Here is a 21,275-nt window from a genome sequence, read left to right as displayed (position 1 = left end):
CTAAGGTGCAACAGGTCGATCTAGCGGCACCCGTATCAGGTAATCATCCACCTGCCCACCCACCAGCGCCTTGACCTGAATCGACACCGTATTCAGCTGTCGCCCCATCCTGATCCCCTCGCGAATACGCACCGGCACATACCCCAGTTTCGGCCAGAAACGCTCGGCCTTGCGATTACCGACCACCACCGTCAGGCGCAGCCACTCGGCACCCTGCGTGACGGCCCATGCTTCGAGGTCGGCGTGCAACCGCCGCCCTCAATCATCACGCGTCAGTACTTCCAGCAATTCAATTTCAAAGCGCAAAGGGCTGTTCGGCTTGATATGCGCGCCCATCGAACGTTCGCCATACGCCAGGTGCGCCGGTACGAACAATGTGCGTACACCGCCGACTTGCATGCCCATCAACCCCTGGTCCCAGCCCTTGATCACCCGGCCCGTTCCAATCACACACTGAAACGGCTTGCCCCGTTCCCACGACGAATCGAACACCGTGCCATCTTCCAGGGTGCCGGTGTATTGAGTGGTGATCAACGCGCCCTTGACCACGGCCTTGCCGGTGCCGGGGCGGATGTCGGTGATCTGGAGTTGTTCGTCGCTCATGGGGGGCTCTCGTTGACTGCGCAAAGGCTGGGGTTTTCCCAGAATTGGGTGGGTTTGGCAAGTGTAGGAAGCGTCGGCTCAATGACATTTCTCTTTAACCTGCGGGGCGTTTCCGCCGGCTGGGCAGCACCTCGCGCACAGGCGCTATTTCGAGATCGCACTCGGTGAACATAATCGAGGGGGCGGTGAATTGATCGCTGGAGTGCATGCTGCCGAGCTGAACCGGCGGCACGCGTTGTGAGGAGGGACGATTGCCTCACCACAACAAAAGCAATCACCGCCTCAAAGCTCAAGGCCGGATAGTAAGGTTTTGTCGCGAGAGAGCAGACCTAGTGTCTGCAACACGTCATTGACTGCGCCGACAACGCCCACATTTTTAGGCTGGGGCTTCCCATCGACAACATCCTTCAACGCTGTCAAAAACTCCACCCGGCCCGAATCGACCTTATCGGACTTGCTGTCCTTGGATGAGATACGGCCCTGGGCAGTATTAATCTCTTTATCAAGGTAAGCGCTAAATTCAGACTTTTTCATTGTCAGTTTCCTTCTTCAACAATGCGTGAGGGCACACGCAACAGCTTAAGAAGCTCACTGCATCCTGCCTACTGTCAGAGTTCACAGGTCTGTACCAGTCGCCGGGTGTCGTTCTCACAACCAATGCTAGTGCATGTCGATCCAATTTCGCTGGGACCGAAAGACCTGACCTCTCTCCACGAATAGGGGCAGCGAACTATCAAGAGCCCACTGACACCTCAACCGGAAGCGCCCGATTTTCTCCCGCCCGTCAGATCACCTCTTATGGAGCGCCAGCCACTTTGGCTGTAGCCATCCAAAGAGATCACCCCGCAATGAACCAAGCCACAAGCCCTGTACGTGTTTCTGTTGTGCAATTCGATCCCCAGGTCGGTGTGGACCACCGTACCGCAAACCTGCGACGTAGCCTGGAGCTGGCAGCCGCGGCAGCGAACGGCGGCGCCAATCTGATCGTGCTGCCGGAGCTTTCCAACTGCGGTTACTTCTTTTCCAGCCGCAAAGATGCGTTCGATCACGCCGAAGCGGTGCCAGACGGTCCGAGTCTGCGGGCATGGATCGACTTTGCCGGCCGGTACCAGGTCTATCTGGCGGCGGGCCTGAACGAAATCGACGGAGCGCAATTATTCAATACAGCGGTGCTGCTCGGCCCGGACGGTTTTATCGGCAAGTACCGCAAGGCCCATCTATGGAACCTGGAGAAGCTGTGGTTCACCCCGGGAAACACGGGATTTCCAGTCTTCGAGACACCGATCGGGCGGATCGGCATGCTGATCTGTTGGGACATCTGGTTTCCCGAAGTCCCGCGCATTCTCAGCCAGCAGGGTGCCGATATCATTTGCAGCCTGAACAACTGGGTCTGGACGCCGCCCCCGCTGTTCGACGACGCCGGGCGGTGCATGGCGTCCTACCTGACGATGACGGCAGCACACGTCAATAACGTGTTTATTGCCGCCGCCAGTCGAATCGGCGAAGAGCGCGATGCCCGTTACCTGGGGTGTTCGCTGATTGCCGGGACCAATGGGTGGCCTATCGGCAAGGTGGCGTCGGCCAATCGCCAGGAAATCCTGTTCGCCGATATAGACCTGAGCAGCGCGCGCAGTGCGCCCATCTGGAACAGCCTCAATGATCTGCAAAGGGATCGGCGGGTTGACCTGTACGATCAGATGCTGGGCTATATGCAGCATCGAGCATTGCCGCGTTGAGCACGAGCGGCCTCACAACCAATGCCAAAACCGGCTCCAGAACCCACGCCCCAAATCATTCTTGCAACCCGCATATTGCTGCGCATACAGCTGCGAGCGAGCCTGCACTTTGCTGGCCACGGGGGGTAGCCAGGCTTTGCTGGCGTAGGTGCGCTGGCGATAGCCGCCCCAGCCTTCGTGGTAATTCAGGTATTGGCCGTAGGCGTCGTACTTGTAAACGCCGTTGATGGTGTAGGTCTTGTCCATGTACCAACCGACGAAGTCGATGGCGTCGTCGAAGTCCTGACGGCTGGCGCCGCTGCGGCCGGTGCTTTTGCGGTAGTCGTTCCACACTTCATCCTTGGCCTGGGCATAGCCGGCGGCGGTGGAGACGCGGCCCCAGGGGATGATCCACAACAGGTAGTTACGCGGAGCCTTGGCGTCCTGCCGGAAGGCCGATTCCTGGTACATGATGGCGAACGGCAACTGGATCGGCACGCCCCAGCGCTTTTGGGTGACTTGGGCGGCGTCGTACCAGTCGGCCTTTTCGCGAAAGATGCCGCAGAGGTCGTTGGGCGTGCGGGGTGGCGAGGTGCCGCAGGCCGCCAGCAGCGAAGTGAGTAATAACAAGCCGACAGCTTTGCCTGCGTTCAAGATGCACCTTTGCGGGATACGCGTAAAAAGCCGGCATTTTACCCATTCAACGCGGCAGGTGAAGAAAGGAAACGCTCAGCGCCGTGCGCAACAGCAGCGTGCGCCAGATCGCACGGGGCAGTTGCGCTGCACTATCGCGCAGCCTGGGTGTCGTAACTCGCATGCGCCCATTCCCAGGAGAAACCATGAGCCAGGACGTCCTCGCCAAAGAAACCAACCGCCGCCAATTGCAGCAGATCATCTCCGGGTTGTCCGACGGGGTGATTTTGGCCGAGCTAGACCAGACCATCCTCTGGGCCAACGAGGCCGCGCTGACCATGCACGGGGTCAGCGCGGTCGAACACCTGGGCGCCAACAATCAGGCCTATGCCGAGCGGTTCGCCTTGCGCTATCGCAATAACCACCCGCTGTTGCCGGACAACTACCCGCTCAGCCGGGTGGCGGCCGGCGAAGCGTTCAGCGACGTGATCGTGGAAGTCAGCCCCACCGGCGACGACGAGCGCAGTTGGGTCCATCGCCTGCGCAGCCTGGTGCTGACCGATTCACGCGGCGAACCGGAGCTTTTGGTGTTGATCCTCAGCGACGCCACCGAATGGGCGAGTGCCGAGCAGCGCTTCGAAAAAACCTTCAACGCCAACCCCGCGCCCGCCGTGATCTGTCGCCTCAGCGACCTGCGCTATATCAAGGTCAACCAGGGCTTTCTGGAGATGACCGGCTATAACCGCGACCAAGTGATCGGCCGCTCGGTGTATGAACTGGACGTGCTGGAACACGCCGAGCGCAAGGACCTGGCCATCCAGCGCCTGGCCGAAGGCGCGACCATCCCGCAGATGCAGGCCGAATTGCGATTGCCCGAGGGCAGCAGCAAGTTGGTGATCGTGGCCGGCCAGCCGTTGGACATGAACGAGGAAGACTGCATGTTGTTTTCCTTCACCGACCTGGAACCGCGGCGCAAGGCAGAAATCGCCCTGCGCCAGAGTGAGGAGCGCTTCGCCAAGTCGTTCCGACTGACGCCGGTGCCAACCCTGGTGTGCAACGCCGACAACCGTCAGGTGGTGGATATCAACGAAGCCTTCATGAGCATTACCGGCTACACCAGTGAAGAACTGATCGGCAAAGCCATCGAAGACATCGACTTCATCGACAGCGCCCAAGCCTGTGCGCAGTTGTTCGCCACTCTGGAAAAAGCCGGCAACCTCGACGGGCTGGATCTGAAGGTGCGCAAGAAAGGCGCTGAGGTGATCGACTGCGTGGTGTCCGCCGATACCGTGAGCATCCAGGACGTGCCCTGCTACCTGCTGGTGCTGATGAACATCACCGAACGCAAGCGCTCGGAGCTGGAGCTGGTGGCGGCCATCGAAGAAGTGATGCAGGACGCCTCCTGGTTCAGCCAGACCCTGATCGAAAAGCTGGCCAACGCCAAAGGCGCCAACCGACCCAATGTGCCAGGCATTGCCTTCACCGATCTCACCACCCGCGAGCGCGATGTGCTGGGTTTGATTTGCGAAGGCCTGGCCGACAAAGAGATCGCCTCGCGCCTGAAGCTGGCGCCCAACACGGTGCGTAACCATGTGGCCACGGTGTATTCCAAACTGGGGGTGCATAGCCGTAGTGCAGCGATCGTCTGGGCCCGTGAGCGCGGACTGTTCGCCGGTGAACTGCGTCTGAAAAACAAGCGCTGAAAGTACAAATGCACTAGTGCGGCTAGTGCGAATTCGCCTTATTGCGCCTAGGTGTAATGCTTAACCTTCCTGGGGTGGGCACAGGCTTTCGATCCTGTGTCGTCGTATTCCACACCCGGAAGGAATTAGCATGTTTACCCTGTCTCAATTGCGAAATTGCATCGAAGAAGGCCTGTCGCCGCTGACGTGCGAATTCACCCTGTGCCGGGACGCGTCGCTGACCCTCAAAGTCTTCGACGCCGAAACCGGCCGGGTCGACCTGGTGGTCACCGGGATCAGCACCAATCGGCTGCAGACCCCGCAAGAAGTGGACAAGATGGTCGAAGAATTACGCTACGAGCTGCACAGCAACCACCTGGGCAAACTCACTCTGGATGACTTGCCTTCAGCCTCGCACCCATGAAATAGAACACCCCGCCACCGACGATAAACGCCCCCAGCATGTAGAACATGTAATGCGCCGGCAGGCTGGCCAACACCAACCCGCACAGCACCGGCCCCAGCGCGGCGCCGAGGTTGGACAGGTTTTGCGCGCCGTAATACATGCCGCGCAGGTGGTCCGGGGCAATGCGGTCGATAAACATGTACTCGGCCGGGAACACGACGATTTCCCCCACGGTAAACACCGCCATCGCCAGCACCCACCACAGTACGCTGGTGGACAGCGCAAAGCCGATCAACCCCAGCATGAACATGCTCAAGCCGAAGATCAGCCATTGGCTCAGGTAACGGTGCGAGATGCGCCGACCGATCACGTATTGCAAGGCAATCACCAACACGGCGTTCGTCGTAAGCACCGCGCTGATGACCTTGTAGGTGTATTCAGCAGTGGTGGTGGTCACCAGGTATTGCGACAGGTAAGCCGTGAACTGGCCGAACACCACCGCACTGAGCACGCCGCCAACGGTGAAGCACACCAGGCGCCGATCCTTCAACAGCACGCGGCCGACAGCCAGGAACGACACCGGCTTTTGCGTGGCATCGACAGTGGCCAGCGCACGATCACCCCAGCGCCAGTACAGCAGGAAAAACCCCACCCCCAACAGCGCCGACAGCATAAACGGCAAGCTGATATCCAGCCTGGCCACCATCGCACCAAAGAGCGGCCCCACCGCATAGCCGATATTGGTCAGGGTGTACTTGATGGAAAACACCTCACTGCGCGCGTCTTCCGGCAACAGGCTGGCAAAGCCGGCTTTGATCGCAATATCGATGACCGCGTAAGCCAGGTTGATCAGGATCAGGCAGCCATAGAACGCCCAGATAGTCTGCGCGAGCACCGTACCGATAAAGCCCACGACAAACAGCGCACTCAAGCCCAGCAGTAACCGATAGCTGCTGATGCGATCGACGAGAAACCCGCCATACACGCTGAGCAACGAACCGACGATCAGCGAACTGCCGATCACCAGGCCGACCTGGGTGATGTCCAGGGCAAAGTGCCGGGTGAGGTAGATAACCAGGTACGGAAAGGTGATCGCCTTGGCCAGCGTCAACATCAACGTGGCGGACAGCAACAGCTTCACTGTGCGGGGGTAGTGTCTTAGGGTGGCAAGCATCCTGCTCTCATTCCATGAAGGTAACGCGGCCATTGCAGCCGGTCACCTTACCTCAGGAACCCGAAAAAAGCAGGCGTTGCCAGCGGATTATCGCTTGACCGGGGTGATCTCGAGGATGGTGCCGTTAGTGGTTTTGAGCAGCACAAACCCATTGCTCTCGTGAAATTTATCCTGTAATTTTTCATGAAATTTAACGAAATAAATTTCATGAACCAACAAGAAGAACTCGAAGCCCTGGCGATCCTGATCCACGACCTGCGCAAGTACAAGAAACTCACCCTCGCGCAATTGGCGCAAAAGATCGAGCGTTCGGTGGGTTTCCTGTCTCAGGTCGAACGAGGCCTGTCACGCCCGACCGTGGCGGACCTGACCGCGATCAGCCACGCCCTTGACGTGCCCACCACCTATTTCTACAGCCTGAGCAAACCCAAGGCCATCAACTGGGTGACGCGCCCCAACGAGCGGCGCACGGTGTATTACGCCAATGGCATCACCGACATCCTGGTCTCCCCCAACATGAACGGTGCGTTTTCGATGCTCGACAGCCTGCTGGCCCCCGGAGCCAATAGCGGTGAGCAGACCATGAGCGACCGCGCCGAGCAGGCCGGGTTTGTGCTGGAGGGTGAGTTGACGCTGTGGGTGGAAGGGGAAGCCGACTCGGTCACCCTGCACCAAGGCGACAGCTTCCACCTGGCCAGTTTCGCCCGTTGCCGCTACGCCAACCTGACCGAACTGCCCGCCCGCGTGCTGTGGGTTTACAACTAGGAGCTACACCCGTGAAAAGCCATTCCTCCACGCTGCTGGCCGAAGTACGGAGCTTTCGCCAGAACCACCCCGACGTGCGTTATGTCGACCTGATCGCCCTGGACATCCCCGGGCATTTCTACGGCAAGCGCTACCCGGTGGAGATGCTGGAAAAAGTCGCCGCCGGCGGCCCCTTGAAGCTGCCGCAGAACGCCGTGCTGCTGGGGGTTCAGGGCGGGTTGTTCAAGATCGGTGATTACTGCTTCAACGACGGCGACCCCGACGCCAACCGCCGCCTGGTGCCGGGCACGCTCAAGCCGGTGAGCTGGGAGTCGCAGCCGCTGGGCCAGATGCTGATCACCTCGGACGGTACGCAAGCGCCGATCGAATTCGAACCGCGGGAAGTATTGGCCAAGGTTCTGGAACGCCTGCACCACAAAGGCATTCACCCGGTGGTGGCCTTTGAACTGGAGTTTTACCTGTTCGACAAGCAGCTCGACAACGGCCTGCCGCAATTCGCCCGCGACCCGCTGAGTAACGACGCCGACGACCAGCCCAACCTGCATATCGAGCGACTGTCGCGCTTCAGCGAGGTGCTCGACGATATGGCGCAAACCGCCAAGGACCAAGGCATCGACATCACGGTGATCACCGCAGAACTCGGCCCCGGCCAGTTCGAGATCAACTTCGGCCACTTGGACGATGGCCTGCGCGCTGCCGACTGGGCCGCCCTGTTCTGCCGCAGCACCCGCGGCGTGGCGCTCAAGCACGGCTACCGCGCCAGCTTCATGGCCAAGCCCTACCTGCAATTCCCCGGCAGCGGCATGCACGTGCATGTCAGCCTGTACGACGGCGCCGGCAACAACATACTCGCGGCCCATCAACAGCAACCCCTGCGCCACGCCGTGGCCGGCTGCCTGGAGTTGCTGCCGCACTGCATGCCGATCTTCTCGCCGAACCACAACGCCTTCCGCCGCCTGGGCGGTACGGTCAACGCCGCCACCCGTGCCAGCTGGGGCTTCGAAGACCGCGATGCGTGCGTACGCATCCCCGAGTCCGACCCGCGCAACCTGCGTATCGAACACCGCCTGGCCAGCGCCGATGCCAACCCGTACCTGGTGTTGGCGGCGATTCTGGTGGGGTTGGAGCATGGGCTTGACGCCAAGCGCGAACCCATCGCCCCACTGAACGACGACCGCAACAGCGGCACCGACTTCCCCCTGGAAATGCTCGAGGCCGTGCGCGCCATGCAACATCAAGCGGTATTGCGCGATAAGCTGGGCGCGGAATTTGTCGACGTGTACTGCGAGAACAAACGCCAGGACCACTTGGCGTTTCAGCAGGAGATCAACGCACGGGAATACCGCTGGTTTCTCTAACCCCCCATGGAATCACCGATGACCGACCAAAGCGCCCCGGCCCTCAAGGAAATCTTCAACGCCGAACGCCTGCAACACATCACCACCGAGATGACGGCGGTGTACCCGGCGTTCGACGCCCAGGGCTTTCTCCAGCACGCCAAGGCCGGGCTGGCCGAGTTGTCGGTGATGCAGCGCGTGGCGCGGGTCAGCGACAGCCTGCATGCGGTGATCCCGCTGGATTACCCACAGACTCTCACGCTGCTCTATGCCCTCGCGCCGCGCTTGAACAGCGGCTTTGTCAGCCTGTTCCTGCCGCACTACGTGGCGAGTCATGGCCGGGATGACTTCGAGCGCTCCATGGCCGCGCTCAAATATTTCACCACCTTTGGCTCCGCCGAATTCGCGATCCGGCACTTCTTGCTGCACGACTTCCAACGCACCCTGGCGGTGATGCAACAGTGGTCGCTGGATGACAACGAACACGTGCGCCGCCTCGCCAGCGAAGGCTCGCGACCGCGCCTGCCGTGGTCATTCCGCCTGGCCGACGTGCAGGCCACCCCCGCGCTGTGCGCGTCGATCCTCGACAACCTCAAGGCCGACAGCAGCCTCTACGTGCGCAAGTCCGTGGCCAACCACCTCAACGACATCACCAAGGACCACCCCGATTGGGTCCTCAGCCTGATCGAAGGCTGGTCGCTGGATAACCCGCACACCGCCTGGATCGCCCGCCATGCACTGCGCAGCCTGATCAAGCAGGGCAACACCCGCGCGCTGACGATCATCGGCGCGGGAGCCAAGGCCGAGGTCAAGATTCATCACCTGCGCGTCACGCCGGCGGTGATCACACTGGGGGAGCGGATCAACCTGACCTTCAGCCTCGAATCCACCGCCGCCGCACCACAAAAACTGGTGGTGGACTACGCCATCGACTACGTAAAAAGCGCCGGCCACCGTGCGGCCAAAGTGTTCAAGCTCAAGGCCTTTACCCTTGGCGCAGGCGAGCAGCAGCACATCAGCCGCGAACAACATATCCGTGAACTGACCACGCGCAAGCACTACCCGGGCAAGCACGCGGTGCATGTGCTGGTGAATGGAGAACGGCTGGGCAGCGCGGAATTCGTCTTGCGCGATTGACTCAGTTCAAGCAACACCACAGATCCAATGTGGGAGGGGGCTTGCCCCCGATAGCGCTGCTTCAGTCATGCATGTTTTGGCTGACACACTGCTATCGGGGGCAAGCCCCCTCCCACATTTGGATCTCCATAGATCAGATAGACCCTGAGCTGCTTTTGCTCTGCTCTTGCTCTTGCTTGGCCTTATAGCCGACCCGATCTTGGAAGCTGAATCCGGTCAAAAGTGTGGGAGGGGGCTTGCCCCCGATAGCGGTGAATCAGTCATGCATGTTTGGGCTGACACTCTGCTATCGGGGGCAAGCCCCCTCCCACATTTGGATCTCCATAGATCAGATTGACCCTGATCTGCTTTTGCTCTGCTCTTGCTCTTGCTTGGCCTTATAGCCAACCTGATCTTGGAAGCTGAATCCGGTCAAAAATGTGGGAGGGGGCTTGCCCCCGATAGCGCTGCTTCAGTCATGCATGTTTTGGCTGACACACTGCTATCGGGGGCAAGCCCCCTCCCACATTTTTGATCCAGGTTCTTCAGGTGGACCCGCCGAGCAACAGTGCCTGCTCCCGCGCGCACAACTCCACCACGTAATCCCACAACACCCGCAGCCGCACCGACTTGTGCAGTTCCCGGCGCGAGCTGATCCAATAGCTGCGCTGAATCCCCTCCCCCGGCAACAACGCCACCAGGTCCGGATCACCGGCCGCCATGAAGCACGGCAACACCGCAATCCCCAGCCCGGAACGCGCCGCCTGGTGCTGGGCGATCACGCTGGTGCTGTGAAACACCACTTTGGGGTTGCGGCAGAAGCTGCTGAGCAGTTTCAGTTCCTGGCTGAACAGCAGATCGTCGACGTAATCGATCCAGGCATGGGCGGCGAGGTCTTCGCGTTTTTCAATCGGCGGAGTGCGCGCCAGATACGCGCGGCTGGCATAGAGCGCCAGGCGGTAATCGGTGAGTTTGCGCGTGACCAGTTGATCGACGCTGGGGCGTTCGAGGTGGATGCTGATTTCAGCTTCGCGGTTGAGGATGCTGACGAAACGCGGCACGGCCACCAGCTCCACTTCCAACCCCGGATAGCGCTCGAACAGCCCGCCCATGCGGCTGGCGAGGAACATCACCCCCAGCCCTTCGGCCACGCCCAGGCGGATCTTGCCCAGGGGCGCGGCGGTGTGGGTCAGTTCGTCTTCGGCCAGCAGCGCGACGTTTTCCATGGCTTCGGCGTGTTTGAGCAGGGCCTCGCCGGACGGCGTCAACTCATAGCCGTGGGCGTGCTGCACGAACAACGCGGTGCCGAGGCTTTTCTCGATCGCCTCGATATGCCGCGCCACGGTGGCGTGGGTGGTTTTCAGGCGTTGCGCGGCGGTGAGCAGGCGGCCGCTGCGCTGCAACTCAAGAAAAAACCGTAGGTCATTCCAGTCGAACATAGCGCCTCCAATCCGTGAGCCTGGGCCGCACTGTTTAAAAACGCACAGCCACTGGGTAAAAACTAACATTTTTAAGACGAAAACTAACAACTAGGATGGAGCCAATAAGAAAAACAAGCGAGACCTCAGATGCCCACTGCAACTGCTGAATACGATTACATCGTCGTAGGCGCCGGCCCCGCAGGCTGCCTGCTGGCCAATCGACTGTCCGCCAACCCCGCCCACCGTGTGCTGTTGCTTGAAGCCGGTGGTCGCGACAATTACCCCTGGATTCACATCCCCGTCGGCTACCTGTTCTGCATCGGCAACCCACGCACCGACTGGTGCTTCAAGACCGAAGCCCAGGCCGGCCTGCAAGGCCGCGCCCTGAGTTACCCGCGGGGCAAGGTGCTCGGCGGTTGTTCGTCGATCAACGGCATGATCTACATGCGCGGCCAGGCTCAGGACTACGACGGCTGGGCGGCGGCAGGCAACCCGGGCTGGGCGTGGGAAGACGTGCTGCCGCTGTTCAAGCACAGCGAGAACCATTTTGCTGGCGGTTCGGCATTTCACGGCGACGGCGGCGAGTGGCGCGTCGAGCAACAGCGATTGCATTGGCCGATCCTGGATGCGTTTCGCGAGGCCGCGGCGCAAAGCGGCATCGCCAATGTCAGCGACTTCAACCAGGGCGATAACGAAGGCTGCGGTTACTTCCAGGTCAACCAGAAGGCCGGCGTCCGCTGGAATGCGGCCAAGGCGTTCCTCAAACCGATCCGCCAACGGCCGAACCTGACGGTCTTGACCGAAGTCGAAGTCGACCGCGTGTTGCTGGAAAACGGCCGCGCATCGGCAGTGGTCGGGCGTCAGCACGGCCAGTCGCTCCGTTGGAAGGCCCGTAAGGAAATCGTGTTGTGTGCTGGCGCCGTGGGTTCGCCCGGCATTTTGCAGCGTTCGGGGATTGGCCCCGCCAACGTGCTCAAGCCGCTCGGCATCAATGTGTTGCATGAACTGCCGGGGGTTGGCGGCAACCTGCAGGACCACCTGCAACTGCGGCTGATCTACAAGCTGGAAAACGCGCGCACCCTGAACCAGATCGCGGGCAGCGTGTGGGGCAAAATGGGCATGGGCCTGCGTTACCTGTATGACCGCAGCGGCCCGCTGTCGATGGCGCCCAGCCAGCTCGGTGCGTTTGCCCGCTCGGGCCCGGAACAAACCTCGGCCAACCTTGAATACCATGTGCAACCGCTGTCCCTGGAGCGCTTCGGCGAGCCATTGCACGCGTTCCCGGCGTTTACCGCGTCGGTCTGTGACCTGCGCCCGCAAAGCCGCGGGCGTATCGATATTCGCTCGGCCAACCCGGCGGATGCGCCGTTGATCCAGCCCAATTACCTCAGCCATCCGCAAGACCTGCGGGTGGCCGCCGACGCGATTCGCCTGACTCGACGGATCGTCGCCGCGCCGGCCCTGAGCCCGTTCAAACCGGTGGAATACTTGCCCGGCGATGCGCTACAAACCGAAGAGCAACTGCACGAAGCCGCGGCGCGCATCGGCACAACGATCTTCCATCCGGTGGGCACCTGCCGCATGGGCAGTGACCAGGACGCGGTGGTCGACGCGCAGTTGCGGGTGCATGGCGTGCCGGGGCTGCGCATCGCCGATGCCTCGATCATGCCCCGCATCACATCCGGCAATACCTGCTCACCGACGCTGATGATCGCGGAGAAAGCCGCGCAACTGATCCTTTCACCGAACACTGTAGGAGCGAGCTTGCCCGCGAAAAACACAAAGGCGCCGCGTTCATCCAGATTTCCCGCGTAATCGTTGGCGATTTTCGCGAGCAAGCGCGCGCCTACAGAGGAACGGAAAACAGACCGGCGCTGAGGTTGGCGTCGACAGTGGAACAACAATAAATAATCACTGTGAGGGATACCCGATGTCAGAACATGCTCAAACCCTGGGCTCGGCGGTCAGCACGAGCACCGTCAGCGAATCGAGAAAAGTCATCTTCGCCTCGTCCCTGGGGACGGTATTCGAGTGGTATGACTTCTTCCTCTATGGCGCCCTCGCGGCGGTGATCAGTAAACAGTTCTTTGCCGGGGTCAACGACACCACGGCGTTTATCTTTGCCTTGATGGCCTTCGCGGCCGGCTTTGTGGTGCGCCCGTTCGGCGCGCTGGTGTTTGGCCGCCTGGGCGACATGATCGGGCGCAAGTACACCTTCCTCGTGACCATTATCCTGATGGGTGTGGCGACGTTCTGTGTCGGCCTGCTGCCGACGTATGCCAGCATCGGCATTGCCGCGCCGGTCATCCTGATCGCCCTGCGCATGCTGCAAGGCCTGGCGTTGGGCGGCGAGTACGGCGGCGCGGCGACCTATGTCGCCGAACACGCCCCCGCCGGCAAGCGCGGCCTGCACACCAGCTGGATTCAATCCACCGCCACCCTGGGGCTGCTGTTGTCATTGCTGGTGGTGCTGGCCTGCCGCTACTTCACTGGCGATCAGTTCGAAGTGTGGGGCTGGCGCATTCCGTTCCTGTTTTCCATCGTGCTGCTGGGCATTTCCACCTGGATCCGCATGAGCCTGCATGAATCGCCGGCGTTCCTGAAAATGAAGGAGGAAGGCAAGGCCAGCAAGGCGCCGATCCGCGAGTCCTTCGGCAAGTGGGAAAACCTCAAGGTGGTGCTGATTGCGCTGTTCAGCATCAACGGCGGGCAAGCGGTGACCTTTTACGCGGCGCAGTTCTATGTGCTGTTCTTCCTCACGCAGTTCCTGAAGATGGACCCGGCCCTGGCCAATATGCTGCTGATCATCAGCGTGGTGATTGGCGCACCGTTCTTTATCTTCTTCGGCTGGCTGTCGGACAAGATCGGGCGCAAACCGGTGCTGATGCTCGGCCTGCTGCTGGCGACCGCGCTGTACTTCCCGATCTTCAAGGGCCTGGCGCACTACACCAACCCGGCGATGGACCAGGCCAGTCGCCAGGCGCCGATCACCGTGCTGGCCGACCCGGCCACCTGCACCTTCCAGTTCGACCCGGTGGGCAAGGCGCGTTTTGACAGCCCGTGCGACAAGGTCAAGACCTTCCTGGTCAAGCAAGGCCTGCCCTACAGCAGCGCCGCCGCCCCCGCAGGCAGCCCGGTGCAGGTGAGTGTGGGCGACGTGCACATCGATGGCTTTGACGAGTCGGCCCTGCGCGCCGCCGTGACCCTGGCCGGCTACCCGACATCGGCGGATGTGGCGCAGGTCAACAAGGTGATGGTGGTGGTGCTGATCGTGGTGCTGATCCTGATCGCGGCCATGTGCTACGGCCCGCTGGCGGCGTTGATGGTGGAACTGTTCCCGACACGCATCCGCTACACCTCGATGTCCCTGCCCTATCACATCGGCAACGGCTGGTTTGGCGGCTTCCTGCCGACCGTGTCGTTTGCCCTGGTGGTGTACACCGGCGATATCTTCTATGGCTTGTGGTATCCGGTGGTCGTGACCGGGGTGAGCCTGGTTGTCGGGATGTTCTGCCTCAAGGAAACGCGGCATGTGGATATCGACAACAACTGACCCGACCACCTGAACACCGCAGGTCCCCTGTGGGAGGGAGCAAGCCCCCTCCCACATCTGCTCTGCGGCGCCACACAAATTGCTGTACATCCATACAGATAATGGTTGCTCAAATCCCTCGGACTACGCATCCTGCAAGGCATCAACCCGATCTGATGTGATGACCATGCGGCTGTTCCTCTGTGAAAAACCCTCCCAGGCCAAGGATATTGCGGCCGTGCTCGGCGCCACGCGCCGTGGCGACGGTTGCTGGCTGGGCAACGGGGTGACCGTCACCTGGTGCATCGGCCACCTGCTGGAAACCGCCCCGCCCGACGCCTACGACGCCAAGTACAAGCGCTGGGTGCTCGCCGACCTGCCGATCGTCCCGGACAAATGGAAGATGCGGGTCAAGCCCAAGACCGCCGCCCAGTTCAAGGCGGTCAAGCGCCTGCTGGGGGAAGCCTTGGAACTGGTGATCGCCACCGACGCCGACCGCGAGGGCGAAATGATCGCCCGCGAGCTGGTGGAACATTGCCGCTATCGCGGGCCGATCCAACGCCTGTGGCTGTCGGCGCTGGACGACGCCTCCATCCGCAAGGCCCTGGCCGCGCTCAAACCCGGCGCCGAGACCTTCAGCCTGTACCACTCGGCCCTCGGCCGTTCCCGCGCCGACTGGCTGATCGGCATGAACATGAGCCGCCTGTTTACCTTGCTCGGCCGCCAATCCGGTTACCAAGGCGTGCTGCCGGTGGGCCGGGTGCAAACCCCGACCCTGCGCCTGGTGGTCGACCGCGACCGCAGCATCGCCGATTTCGTACCGGTGGCCTACTGGGCCATCGACGTCGACCTGCGCCACGCGCACATGACCTTCACCGCCCAATGGCGCGCCGTCGACGATGCCTGTGACGACCAAGGCCGCTGCCTCAACCCGCAACTCGCCCGGGACGCCGCCGACGCCATGACCCACGCCGCCAGTGCGCGGCTGGTGAAGTTGCGCACCGAACGCATGCGCGAGGTCGCGCCCCTGCCCTTCGACCTGGGGACGTTGCAGGAAATCTGCTCGAAGAAGCTCGGTCTCGGCGCCCAGGAAACCCTGGACATCGCCCAATCGCTGTACGAAACCCACAAGGCCATCACCTACCCGCGCAGCGATTGCGGCTACCTGCCATTGAGTCAGCATGGCGACGCGGCGAAGATCCTTGCCGCCCTGGGCCGGGCCGACGCGGCCGTCAACGAACTGATGCCGCATCTCGATCCCCAGCGCCGCTCGCGGGCGTGGAACGACGCCAAGGTCAGCGCCCACCACGGCATCATTCCCACCGGCGCCGGCAAGGATGCCGGGCAACTCACCGGCAAGCATCGGGCGGTCTACACACTGATTCGCGCGCGCTACCTGGCGCAGTTTCTGCCCAACCATGAATACGACCGCACCCAGGCGGATTTCGACTGCGCCGGCCAAGCGCTGCGCGCGGTAGGCAAAGTCGTCATCGAGCCAGGCTGGAAACGCGCGCTGCCCGAAGCCCTTGCACCCGCCAAAGGCCGTGAGGCGCCAGTGCCGCAAGCCCTGCCGGCGCTGGTGCAGGGCCAGGATTACGCCGTTGCCAAGGTCAACCTCAAGGACCTGTGGACCCAGCCGCCCAAACCCTTCACCGAGGGCGACCTGATCAAGGCGATGAAAAACGTCGCCAAGCTGGTGGAAGACCCGTTGCTCAAGCAAAAGCTCAAGGACACCACCGGCATCGGCACCGAAGCCACCCGCGCCGGGATCATCCAGGGCCTGCTGGACCGAGGCTACCTGGTGAAGAACGGCAAGGCCCTCTCGGCCACCCCGGCGGCGTTCAGCCTGATCGATGCGGTGCCGCGCGCCATCGCCGACCCGGGCACCACGGCGATCTGGGAACAGGCGCTGGACATGGTGCAAAGCGGCGAAATGAGCCTGGAAGAATTCGTCGCCAAGCAAGCGGCCTGGATGAGCAAGCAAGTGGCCCGCTGCAACGGTATGCGTATGACCATCACCGGCCCCGCCAGCCCGGCAGGCCGCGGCGCCACCCCGTGGAAGAAGAAACGCACGGCCGCGCCCCGCAAGACGGCGGCCAGCCCAAAGCGGGCGAAAAAGCCGACAAGTACCGGGTAAACCATGAATAAATCCGGCGGATGACGTTTTTCGACAGTTTTAACGCCGCTTTGGTCCTTGCTCCGGCGCCGGCCGTCTAGGATTCTGTAGGGGATTGCTGACTTCCTAACAACAACACCGGAGTGGCCACCATGAAAACCGTCTCAGAAGTACTCAAAGCCAAAGACAAGCAAAACCAGGAAGTCCACACCATTGAATGGGACCACACCGTATTCGAAGCGTTGGTGGTGATGTCATCGAAAAATGTCGGGGCCTTGCCGGTCGTCAAGCAGGGTGAGGTGGTTGGCATCATCAGCGAGCGCGATTACGCACGGAAGCTGATACTCAAAGGCCTTTCTTCCGTCACCACCAAAGTCCACGAGGTCATGAGCTCTCCAGTCATCACGGTCGATGCCCACAAGACGGTCGAAGCCTGCATGAACATCATGACCGACAGTCACCTGCGCCACTTACCGGTGGTCGTCGACGGAAAACTGCTGGGCCTGCTCTCCATCGGTGACCTGGTCAAGGAAGCCATTGCCGAACAAGCCAACCTGATCAAGCAACTGGAGCAATACATTCGCGGCGAATAGGAGAGCCCATGCTCGAACATCAAGAAGACCACCTCGACACTCTGCACCGGGCCATGGCCGCACGGCGTTTTCTGGTGCTGACCGGGGCGGGGATCAGCACGTCATCAGGTATCCCGGATTATCGGGACAGCGAAGGCGTGCGCCGAGGCAAGGCGCCGATGATGTACCAGGAGTTCCTGGCCACCCCGCAAGCGCGGCGCCGTTATTGGGCACGGGCGATGCTGGGCTGGCCACGGGTACGGATTGCGCAGCCGAACCAGGCCCACCTGGCGCTGGCCGCCTTGCAACATCGCCAGCGTATCAGCGGGTTGATCACACAAAACGTCGACACGCTGCATGACCAGGCCGGTAGTGAGGATGTGATCGAGCTGCATGGCAGCTTGCATCGCGTGCTATGCCTGGATTGCCATCGGCCCAGCGCACGCGATGTGATCCAACGGTTGATGGAGGCCGAGAACCCGTACCTGGCAGGCGTCGACGCCGTGCAGGCACCCGACGGCGATACCCTGCTCGACGCAGCGTTTGAACAACGTTTTCGCGTGCCCCGCTGCCCCCATTGCGACGGTGAACGGCTCAAACCGGACGTCGTGTTCTTCGGCGAAAACGTTGCCCAGGCCACCGCCGCCAGGGCGATGGCGGCGGTGGAACACGCCGAGGGGCTGTTAGTGGTGGGGTCGTCGCTGATGGCCTATTCGGCGTTTCGCCTGTGCAAGGCGATGGTCGAGCAAGGCAAACCGGTGATTGCCATCAATCTGGGCAAGACCCGTGGGGATGAGTTGTTGCAACTGAAGATCGCGGCATCCTGCGAGCGGTTGTTGCCGCTATTGGCAGAGCGCCTGGGATAGCCAGGGCACGCCCCTCAAAAATCAGCGGGAGACCCGGGCAAGCCAACGAACTGCAGCGACCCACCGCACAAAAAATGACGCCTAAGTCACACCTCCTCGCATGCCCCCGTCCCCACGGCGATTTATGTAGTGATCAAAAATAATCACTACATAACCGTTGACGTAACCTTTTTGTCCTTGCATGATCTAGACGTCTCCCGGATCGGGAGCGTTGGTAACAAGCGTTTTGAACAAGCTCGTCTGACCGCCGAGCTGTTTCTTCCGGATGTGCACTGCCCACAAGGCAGATTGATGAAGCTGACCGACCCGAAGGGTTCGGTACAAGGAGCTCAAACGCTGCTTGTCTTCGTTATGAAACCATTGCGTAGCAGTTCATCAGCAAGACTACATGCATCAGGTTCAAGACCCTGCCCGTATTCGGCAGACCGTCACTGACGCCCGGTTTTCGGAACCGGAGACAACTAAGCAGTTTTAACGAATCAATTGATAGATCGCCAACTGGTCAAGGGGCTTACACATGAATCTGAACAACCAACCAACTATCGAAGAATTGGCTGAGATGTTCGCAGCGCAGAAAGACACACTCGACGACCATATCCTGTGGATTGGCAAATCGGGCAAAGTCCAAATTGACTGCCTGGCGCCCCACACCGAAGAAGCCGAGTTCGACAAAAACAACCGTGAACTGGCGGCGCGCCTGAAGATGTACCGCCGTGGCCAGGGTTATGTCGGCAAGAAAGCGGCGGCCGATCGCAATTTCATCGAGCAAGTGTTCGACACACTTAACCACGCGTGGGAGTCTTTCAAAGACAACTCGCAAGTTAAAGTAATCGACCGCTACTACTAAGTACTTCTCAACTAATGTGGGAACTGGCTTGCCAGTTCCCACATTTTTATGCAACTTCAAAAGTTGGGGTAACGCCCTTTCCCCGCTTCATCGCGGAAAATATCAAACAACACCTGTGCCGCCGCCGACAGTTCATGCCCCGGTTTGGTCAACACACCAATCGGCCGCTCGATCACCGGATCGGTCAAGGTGATGCAATGGGCGCCCGCCTCCTGCATCTGCTGCGCACATAATGCCGGTACGGCGCTGACCCCCAGGCCACTGGCAACCATCTTGCCCACCGTCGCCAATTGATGACTCTCCAGCGCCACCGGCAATTTCATCTGCAAGGCGCCCAGATGCTCCTCCAGCATCACCCGTACCGTCGAGGGTCGTTGCAGGGCAATGAACGGTTGTTCCAACAGGCTTTTCCAGTCGATTTCAGCGCGCAGTGCCAAGGGTGAATCCATGGGCACCACGGCAATGAAGCGGTCCAGGTATAACGGCGTAAACGCCAGCGACGACCCCTCGGACGGTTCGAACGCCACGCCCAACTCGACCTGGCGATCACGGACCATTTCCAGCACCTGTTCGTTGATCAGGTCATGCACCGTCACGTTCACATGGGGGTAACGCGCGCGGAATATCTTCAGGATCGGCGGCAGCAGGTTGCCCGCAAACGACGGCATCGCCGCCACCGTTACGCGCCCGCGCTGCAGGGTGAAGCGCTGGCGCAGTTCATCCTCGGCGTTGTCCCAATCGGCAATCAGCCGACGCGCCAGCGGCAATAAGGATTCCCCTTCAGGGGTCAGCGCGACATTCCGTGTATTGCGGCTGAACAAGCGCCCGCCCAGCCCTTCTTCCAGACCTTTGATGGTCAGGCTCAGCGCCGACTGAGAGAGGTGCAGGCGCTCGCAGGCGGCGGCAAAACTCAGGCTTTGCGCCACAGCCAAAAAGGCACGCATCTGTTTGACGGTCATAACATTACTCCGGACGACGGCTCGACTATGCAGTTTTTTAAATCAATCAACCTTAAAAAACAACTTAACAAATCAATCCGTCGGCGCAACACTCGAGGCATTGGCTGGCCCACTAACAATAAAAGAGGTGCATATGGCAGGTTTCGATAAACGCGTGGCGTCCTATGAAGAAGCCCTCGCAGGCCTGGAAGATGGCATGACCGTACTCGCTGGCGGCTTTGGCCTGTGCGGCATTCCGGAAAACCTCATCGCCGAGATCAAGCGCAAAGGCACCCGCGACCTGACCGTGGTTTCCAATAACTGCGGCGTCGACGGCTTTGGCCTGGGCGTGCTGCTGGAACAAAAGCAGATCCGCAAAGTGATCGCGTCTTATGTGGGCGAAAACGCCCTGTTCGAGAAGCAACTGCTCAGCGGCGAAATCGAAGTGGTGCTCACCCCCCAAGGCACCCTGGCGGAAAAAATGCGCGCCGGCGGTGCTGGCATTCCGGCCTTCTTCACCGCCACCGGCGTCGGCACCCCGGTGGCCGAAGGCAAGGAAACCCGCGAATTCAACGGTCGCCCGTACCTGATGGAAGAATCCATCACCGGTGACTTCGCCATCGTCAAAGGCTGGAAAGCCGACCACTTCGGCAACGTCATCTACCGCCACACCGCCCAGAACTTCAACCCGCTGGCCGCCACCGCCGGCAAGATCACCGTGGTCGAAGTCGAGGAAATCGTCGAACCGGGCGAGCTGGAACCGTCGCAGATCCACACCCCTGGCATCTACGTCGACCGGATCATCTGCGGCACCTTCGAGAAGCGCATCGAACAGCGCACCGTCCGCAAATAATCCCTCCAGCCCGAAGAGAACAAGAGGAACAGCACAATGGCTCTCACCCGCGAACAAATGGCTCAACGCGTCGCCCGCGAAATGCAGGACGGTTTCTACGTCAACCTGGGCATCGGCATTCCGACCCTGGTGGCCAACTACATCCCGGAAGGCATGGAAGTGATGCTGCAATCGGAAAACGGCCTGCTCGGCATGGGCCCGTTTCCCACCGAAGACACCATCGATGCCGACATGATCAACGCCGGCAAACAAACCGTGACCGCGCGCATCGGCGCCTCGATCTTCTCCTCCGCCGAGTCCTTCGCAATGATTCGCGGCGGCCATGTCGACCTCACCGTGCTCGGCGCGTTTGAAGTGGACGTACAGGGCAACATCGCCTCGTGGATGATCCCGGGCAAGCTGGTCAAGGGCATGGGCGGCGCCATGGACCTGGTGGCCGGCGCGGAAAACATCATCGTGATCATGACCCACGCCTCCAAGGACGGTGAGTCCAAATTGCTCAGCCAATGCACCCTGCCGCTGACCGGTGCCCACTGCATCAAGCGTGTGCTGACGGACCTTGCATACCTGGAAATCGACAACGGCGCCTTTATCCTAAAGGAGCGTGCCCCAGGGGTCAGTATTGAAGAGATTGTCAGCAAGACAGCCGGTAAACTAATCGTCCCCGACCACGTTCCAGAAATGCAATTCCAGTGAGGA

The 21,275-nt window shown here is 60.8% G+C and carries 20 protein-coding genes and 1 pseudogene; 14 read left to right on the top strand and 7 right to left on the bottom strand.

Going from position 1 to position 21,275, the window contains the following annotated elements; all coding sequences use genetic code 11:
* The 3 genes and pseudogenes from LQ249_RS11700 to LQ249_RS11690 all read right to left on the bottom strand — a co-directional run.
* Window positions 1–255: pseudogene (locus tag LQ249_RS11700) on the bottom strand (GNAT family N-acetyltransferase); the annotation flags it as partial.
* Between the two features lie 3 nt (window positions 256–258).
* Window positions 259–603 (bottom strand): FKBP-type peptidyl-prolyl cis-trans isomerase, encoded by a 345-nt coding sequence (locus LQ249_RS11695; RefSeq protein WP_017847066.1) that lies wholly within the window; start codon window positions 601–603, stop codon window positions 259–261.
* A gap of 282 nt (window positions 604–885) precedes the next feature.
* Window positions 886–1,137 carry a hypothetical protein gene (locus LQ249_RS11690; protein WP_046384010.1) on the bottom strand — a complete coding sequence of 84 codons (252 nt, stop codon included), beginning with the start codon at window positions 1,135–1,137 and terminating at the stop codon, window positions 886–888.
* Between the two features lie 314 nt (window positions 1,138–1,451).
* On the opposite strand from LQ249_RS11690, the gene LQ249_RS11685 reads away from it, so the two are divergent.
* Window positions 1,452–2,339: a nitrilase family protein gene (locus LQ249_RS11685; protein WP_057004913.1), complete on the top strand. Its 888-nt coding sequence runs from the start codon at window positions 1,452–1,454 to the stop codon at window positions 2,337–2,339.
* Window positions 2,340–2,351: 12 nt separating this feature from the next.
* Here the strand turns inward: LQ249_RS11685 and LQ249_RS11680 are convergent, their stop codons facing one another.
* Complete coding sequence (locus LQ249_RS11680; protein ID WP_046384012.1) at window positions 2,352–2,972, bottom strand: transglycosylase SLT domain-containing protein; 621 nt, start codon at window positions 2,970–2,972, stop codon at window positions 2,352–2,354.
* A 185-nt stretch (window positions 2,973–3,157) separates the two neighbouring features.
* Between LQ249_RS11680 and LQ249_RS11675 the strand changes: the two genes are divergently transcribed.
* Both LQ249_RS11675 and LQ249_RS11670 read left to right on the top strand, forming a co-directional pair.
* Window positions 3,158–4,654 carry a helix-turn-helix transcriptional regulator gene (locus LQ249_RS11675; RefSeq protein ID WP_057004911.1) on the top strand — a complete coding sequence of 499 codons (1,497 nt, stop codon included), beginning with the start codon at window positions 3,158–3,160 and terminating at the stop codon, window positions 4,652–4,654.
* A gap of 130 nt (window positions 4,655–4,784) precedes the next feature.
* Window positions 4,785–5,057, top strand: a complete 273-nt coding sequence (locus LQ249_RS11670; RefSeq protein WP_017847058.1) for a DUF1652 domain-containing protein — start codon at window positions 4,785–4,787, stop codon at window positions 5,055–5,057.
* On the opposite strand, the gene LQ249_RS11665 is transcribed toward LQ249_RS11670, so the two are convergent.
* Window positions 5,020–6,213, bottom strand: coding sequence for an MFS transporter (locus tag LQ249_RS11665; RefSeq protein ID WP_169864748.1), 1,194 nt, complete (start codon window positions 6,211–6,213; stop codon window positions 5,020–5,022). The genes LQ249_RS11670 and LQ249_RS11665 overlap by 38 nt on opposite strands.
* A gap of 207 nt (window positions 6,214–6,420) precedes the next feature.
* On the opposite strand from LQ249_RS11665, the gene LQ249_RS11660 reads away from it, so the two are divergent.
* The 3 genes from LQ249_RS11660 to LQ249_RS11650 are packed head-to-tail and all read left to right on the top strand — an operon-like array spanning window position 6,421 to window position 9,452.
* Entirely contained in the window at window positions 6,421–6,978 is a 558-nt protein-coding gene (locus LQ249_RS11660) for a helix-turn-helix domain-containing protein (RefSeq protein ID WP_017847055.1), read from the top strand.
* Window positions 6,979–6,989: 11 nt separating this feature from the next.
* A complete protein-coding gene (locus tag LQ249_RS11655; protein WP_057004910.1) occupies window positions 6,990–8,336 on the top strand; it encodes a glutamine synthetase family protein in 1,347 nt (448 codons plus the stop codon).
* A gap of 18 nt (window positions 8,337–8,354) precedes the next feature.
* Window positions 8,355–9,452, top strand: coding sequence for a DNA alkylation repair protein (locus tag LQ249_RS11650; protein WP_169864751.1), 1,098 nt, complete (start codon window positions 8,355–8,357; stop codon window positions 9,450–9,452).
* Window positions 9,453–9,976: 524 nt separating this feature from the next.
* Here LQ249_RS11650 and LQ249_RS11645 read toward each other — a convergent pair.
* On the bottom strand, window positions 9,977–10,870 hold the full coding sequence (locus LQ249_RS11645; protein WP_017847052.1) for a LysR family transcriptional regulator: 894 nt from the start codon (window positions 10,868–10,870) through the stop codon (window positions 9,977–9,979).
* Window positions 10,871–10,999: 129 nt separating this feature from the next.
* Between LQ249_RS11645 and LQ249_RS11640 the strand changes: the two genes are divergently transcribed.
* The 6 genes from LQ249_RS11640 to LQ249_RS11615 all read left to right on the top strand — a co-directional run bounded on the left by LQ249_RS11640 (window position 11,000) and on the right by LQ249_RS11615 (window position 18,785).
* Window positions 11,000–12,667, top strand: a complete 1,668-nt coding sequence (locus LQ249_RS11640; protein WP_169881438.1) for a GMC family oxidoreductase — start codon at window positions 11,000–11,002, stop codon at window positions 12,665–12,667.
* Between the two features lie 115 nt (window positions 12,668–12,782).
* Entirely contained in the window at window positions 12,783–14,405 is a 1,623-nt protein-coding gene (locus tag LQ249_RS11635; RefSeq protein WP_108525649.1) for an MFS transporter, read from the top strand.
* 166 nt (window positions 14,406–14,571) lie between these two features.
* Window positions 14,572–16,521, top strand: coding sequence for a DNA topoisomerase III (locus LQ249_RS11630; RefSeq protein WP_079444999.1), 1,950 nt, complete (start codon window positions 14,572–14,574; stop codon window positions 16,519–16,521).
* Window positions 16,522–16,652: 131 nt separating this feature from the next.
* Window positions 16,653–17,093 (top strand): CBS domain-containing protein, encoded by a 441-nt coding sequence (locus LQ249_RS11625; protein ID WP_017847048.1) that lies wholly within the window; start codon window positions 16,653–16,655, stop codon window positions 17,091–17,093.
* Between the two features lie 8 nt (window positions 17,094–17,101).
* Window positions 17,102–17,938, top strand: a complete 837-nt coding sequence (locus LQ249_RS11620) for an NAD-dependent protein deacetylase (RefSeq protein WP_126588463.1) — start codon at window positions 17,102–17,104, stop codon at window positions 17,936–17,938.
* A gap of 517 nt (window positions 17,939–18,455) precedes the next feature.
* Complete coding sequence (locus LQ249_RS11615) at window positions 18,456–18,785, top strand: hypothetical protein (protein ID WP_017847046.1); 330 nt, start codon at window positions 18,456–18,458, stop codon at window positions 18,783–18,785.
* A 56-nt stretch (window positions 18,786–18,841) separates the two neighbouring features.
* Here LQ249_RS11615 and LQ249_RS11610 read toward each other — a convergent pair whose 3' ends face one another.
* Window positions 18,842–19,744, bottom strand: coding sequence for a LysR family transcriptional regulator (locus LQ249_RS11610; RefSeq protein ID WP_046384021.1), 903 nt, complete (start codon window positions 19,742–19,744; stop codon window positions 18,842–18,844).
* Between the two features lie 133 nt (window positions 19,745–19,877).
* Here LQ249_RS11610 and LQ249_RS11605 point away from each other — a divergent pair, with 133 nt between their 5' ends.
* Window positions 19,878–20,576, top strand: coding sequence for a CoA transferase subunit A (locus LQ249_RS11605; protein WP_017847044.1), 699 nt, complete (start codon window positions 19,878–19,880; stop codon window positions 20,574–20,576).
* A 36-nt stretch (window positions 20,577–20,612) separates the two neighbouring features.
* Complete coding sequence (locus tag LQ249_RS11600) at window positions 20,613–21,272, top strand: CoA transferase subunit B (protein ID WP_010566045.1); 660 nt, start codon at window positions 20,613–20,615, stop codon at window positions 21,270–21,272.
* Window positions 21,273–21,275 lie beyond the last annotated feature (3 nt).

This window comes from Pseudomonas sp. 7-41 (genome assembly GCF_021233075.1).
GTDB classification, from domain to species: domain Bacteria; phylum Pseudomonadota; class Gammaproteobacteria; order Pseudomonadales; family Pseudomonadaceae; genus Aquipseudomonas; species Aquipseudomonas veronii.
Note: the sequence above shows the minus strand (reverse complement) of the source record. Positions and strands in the feature narration are given on the sequence as shown.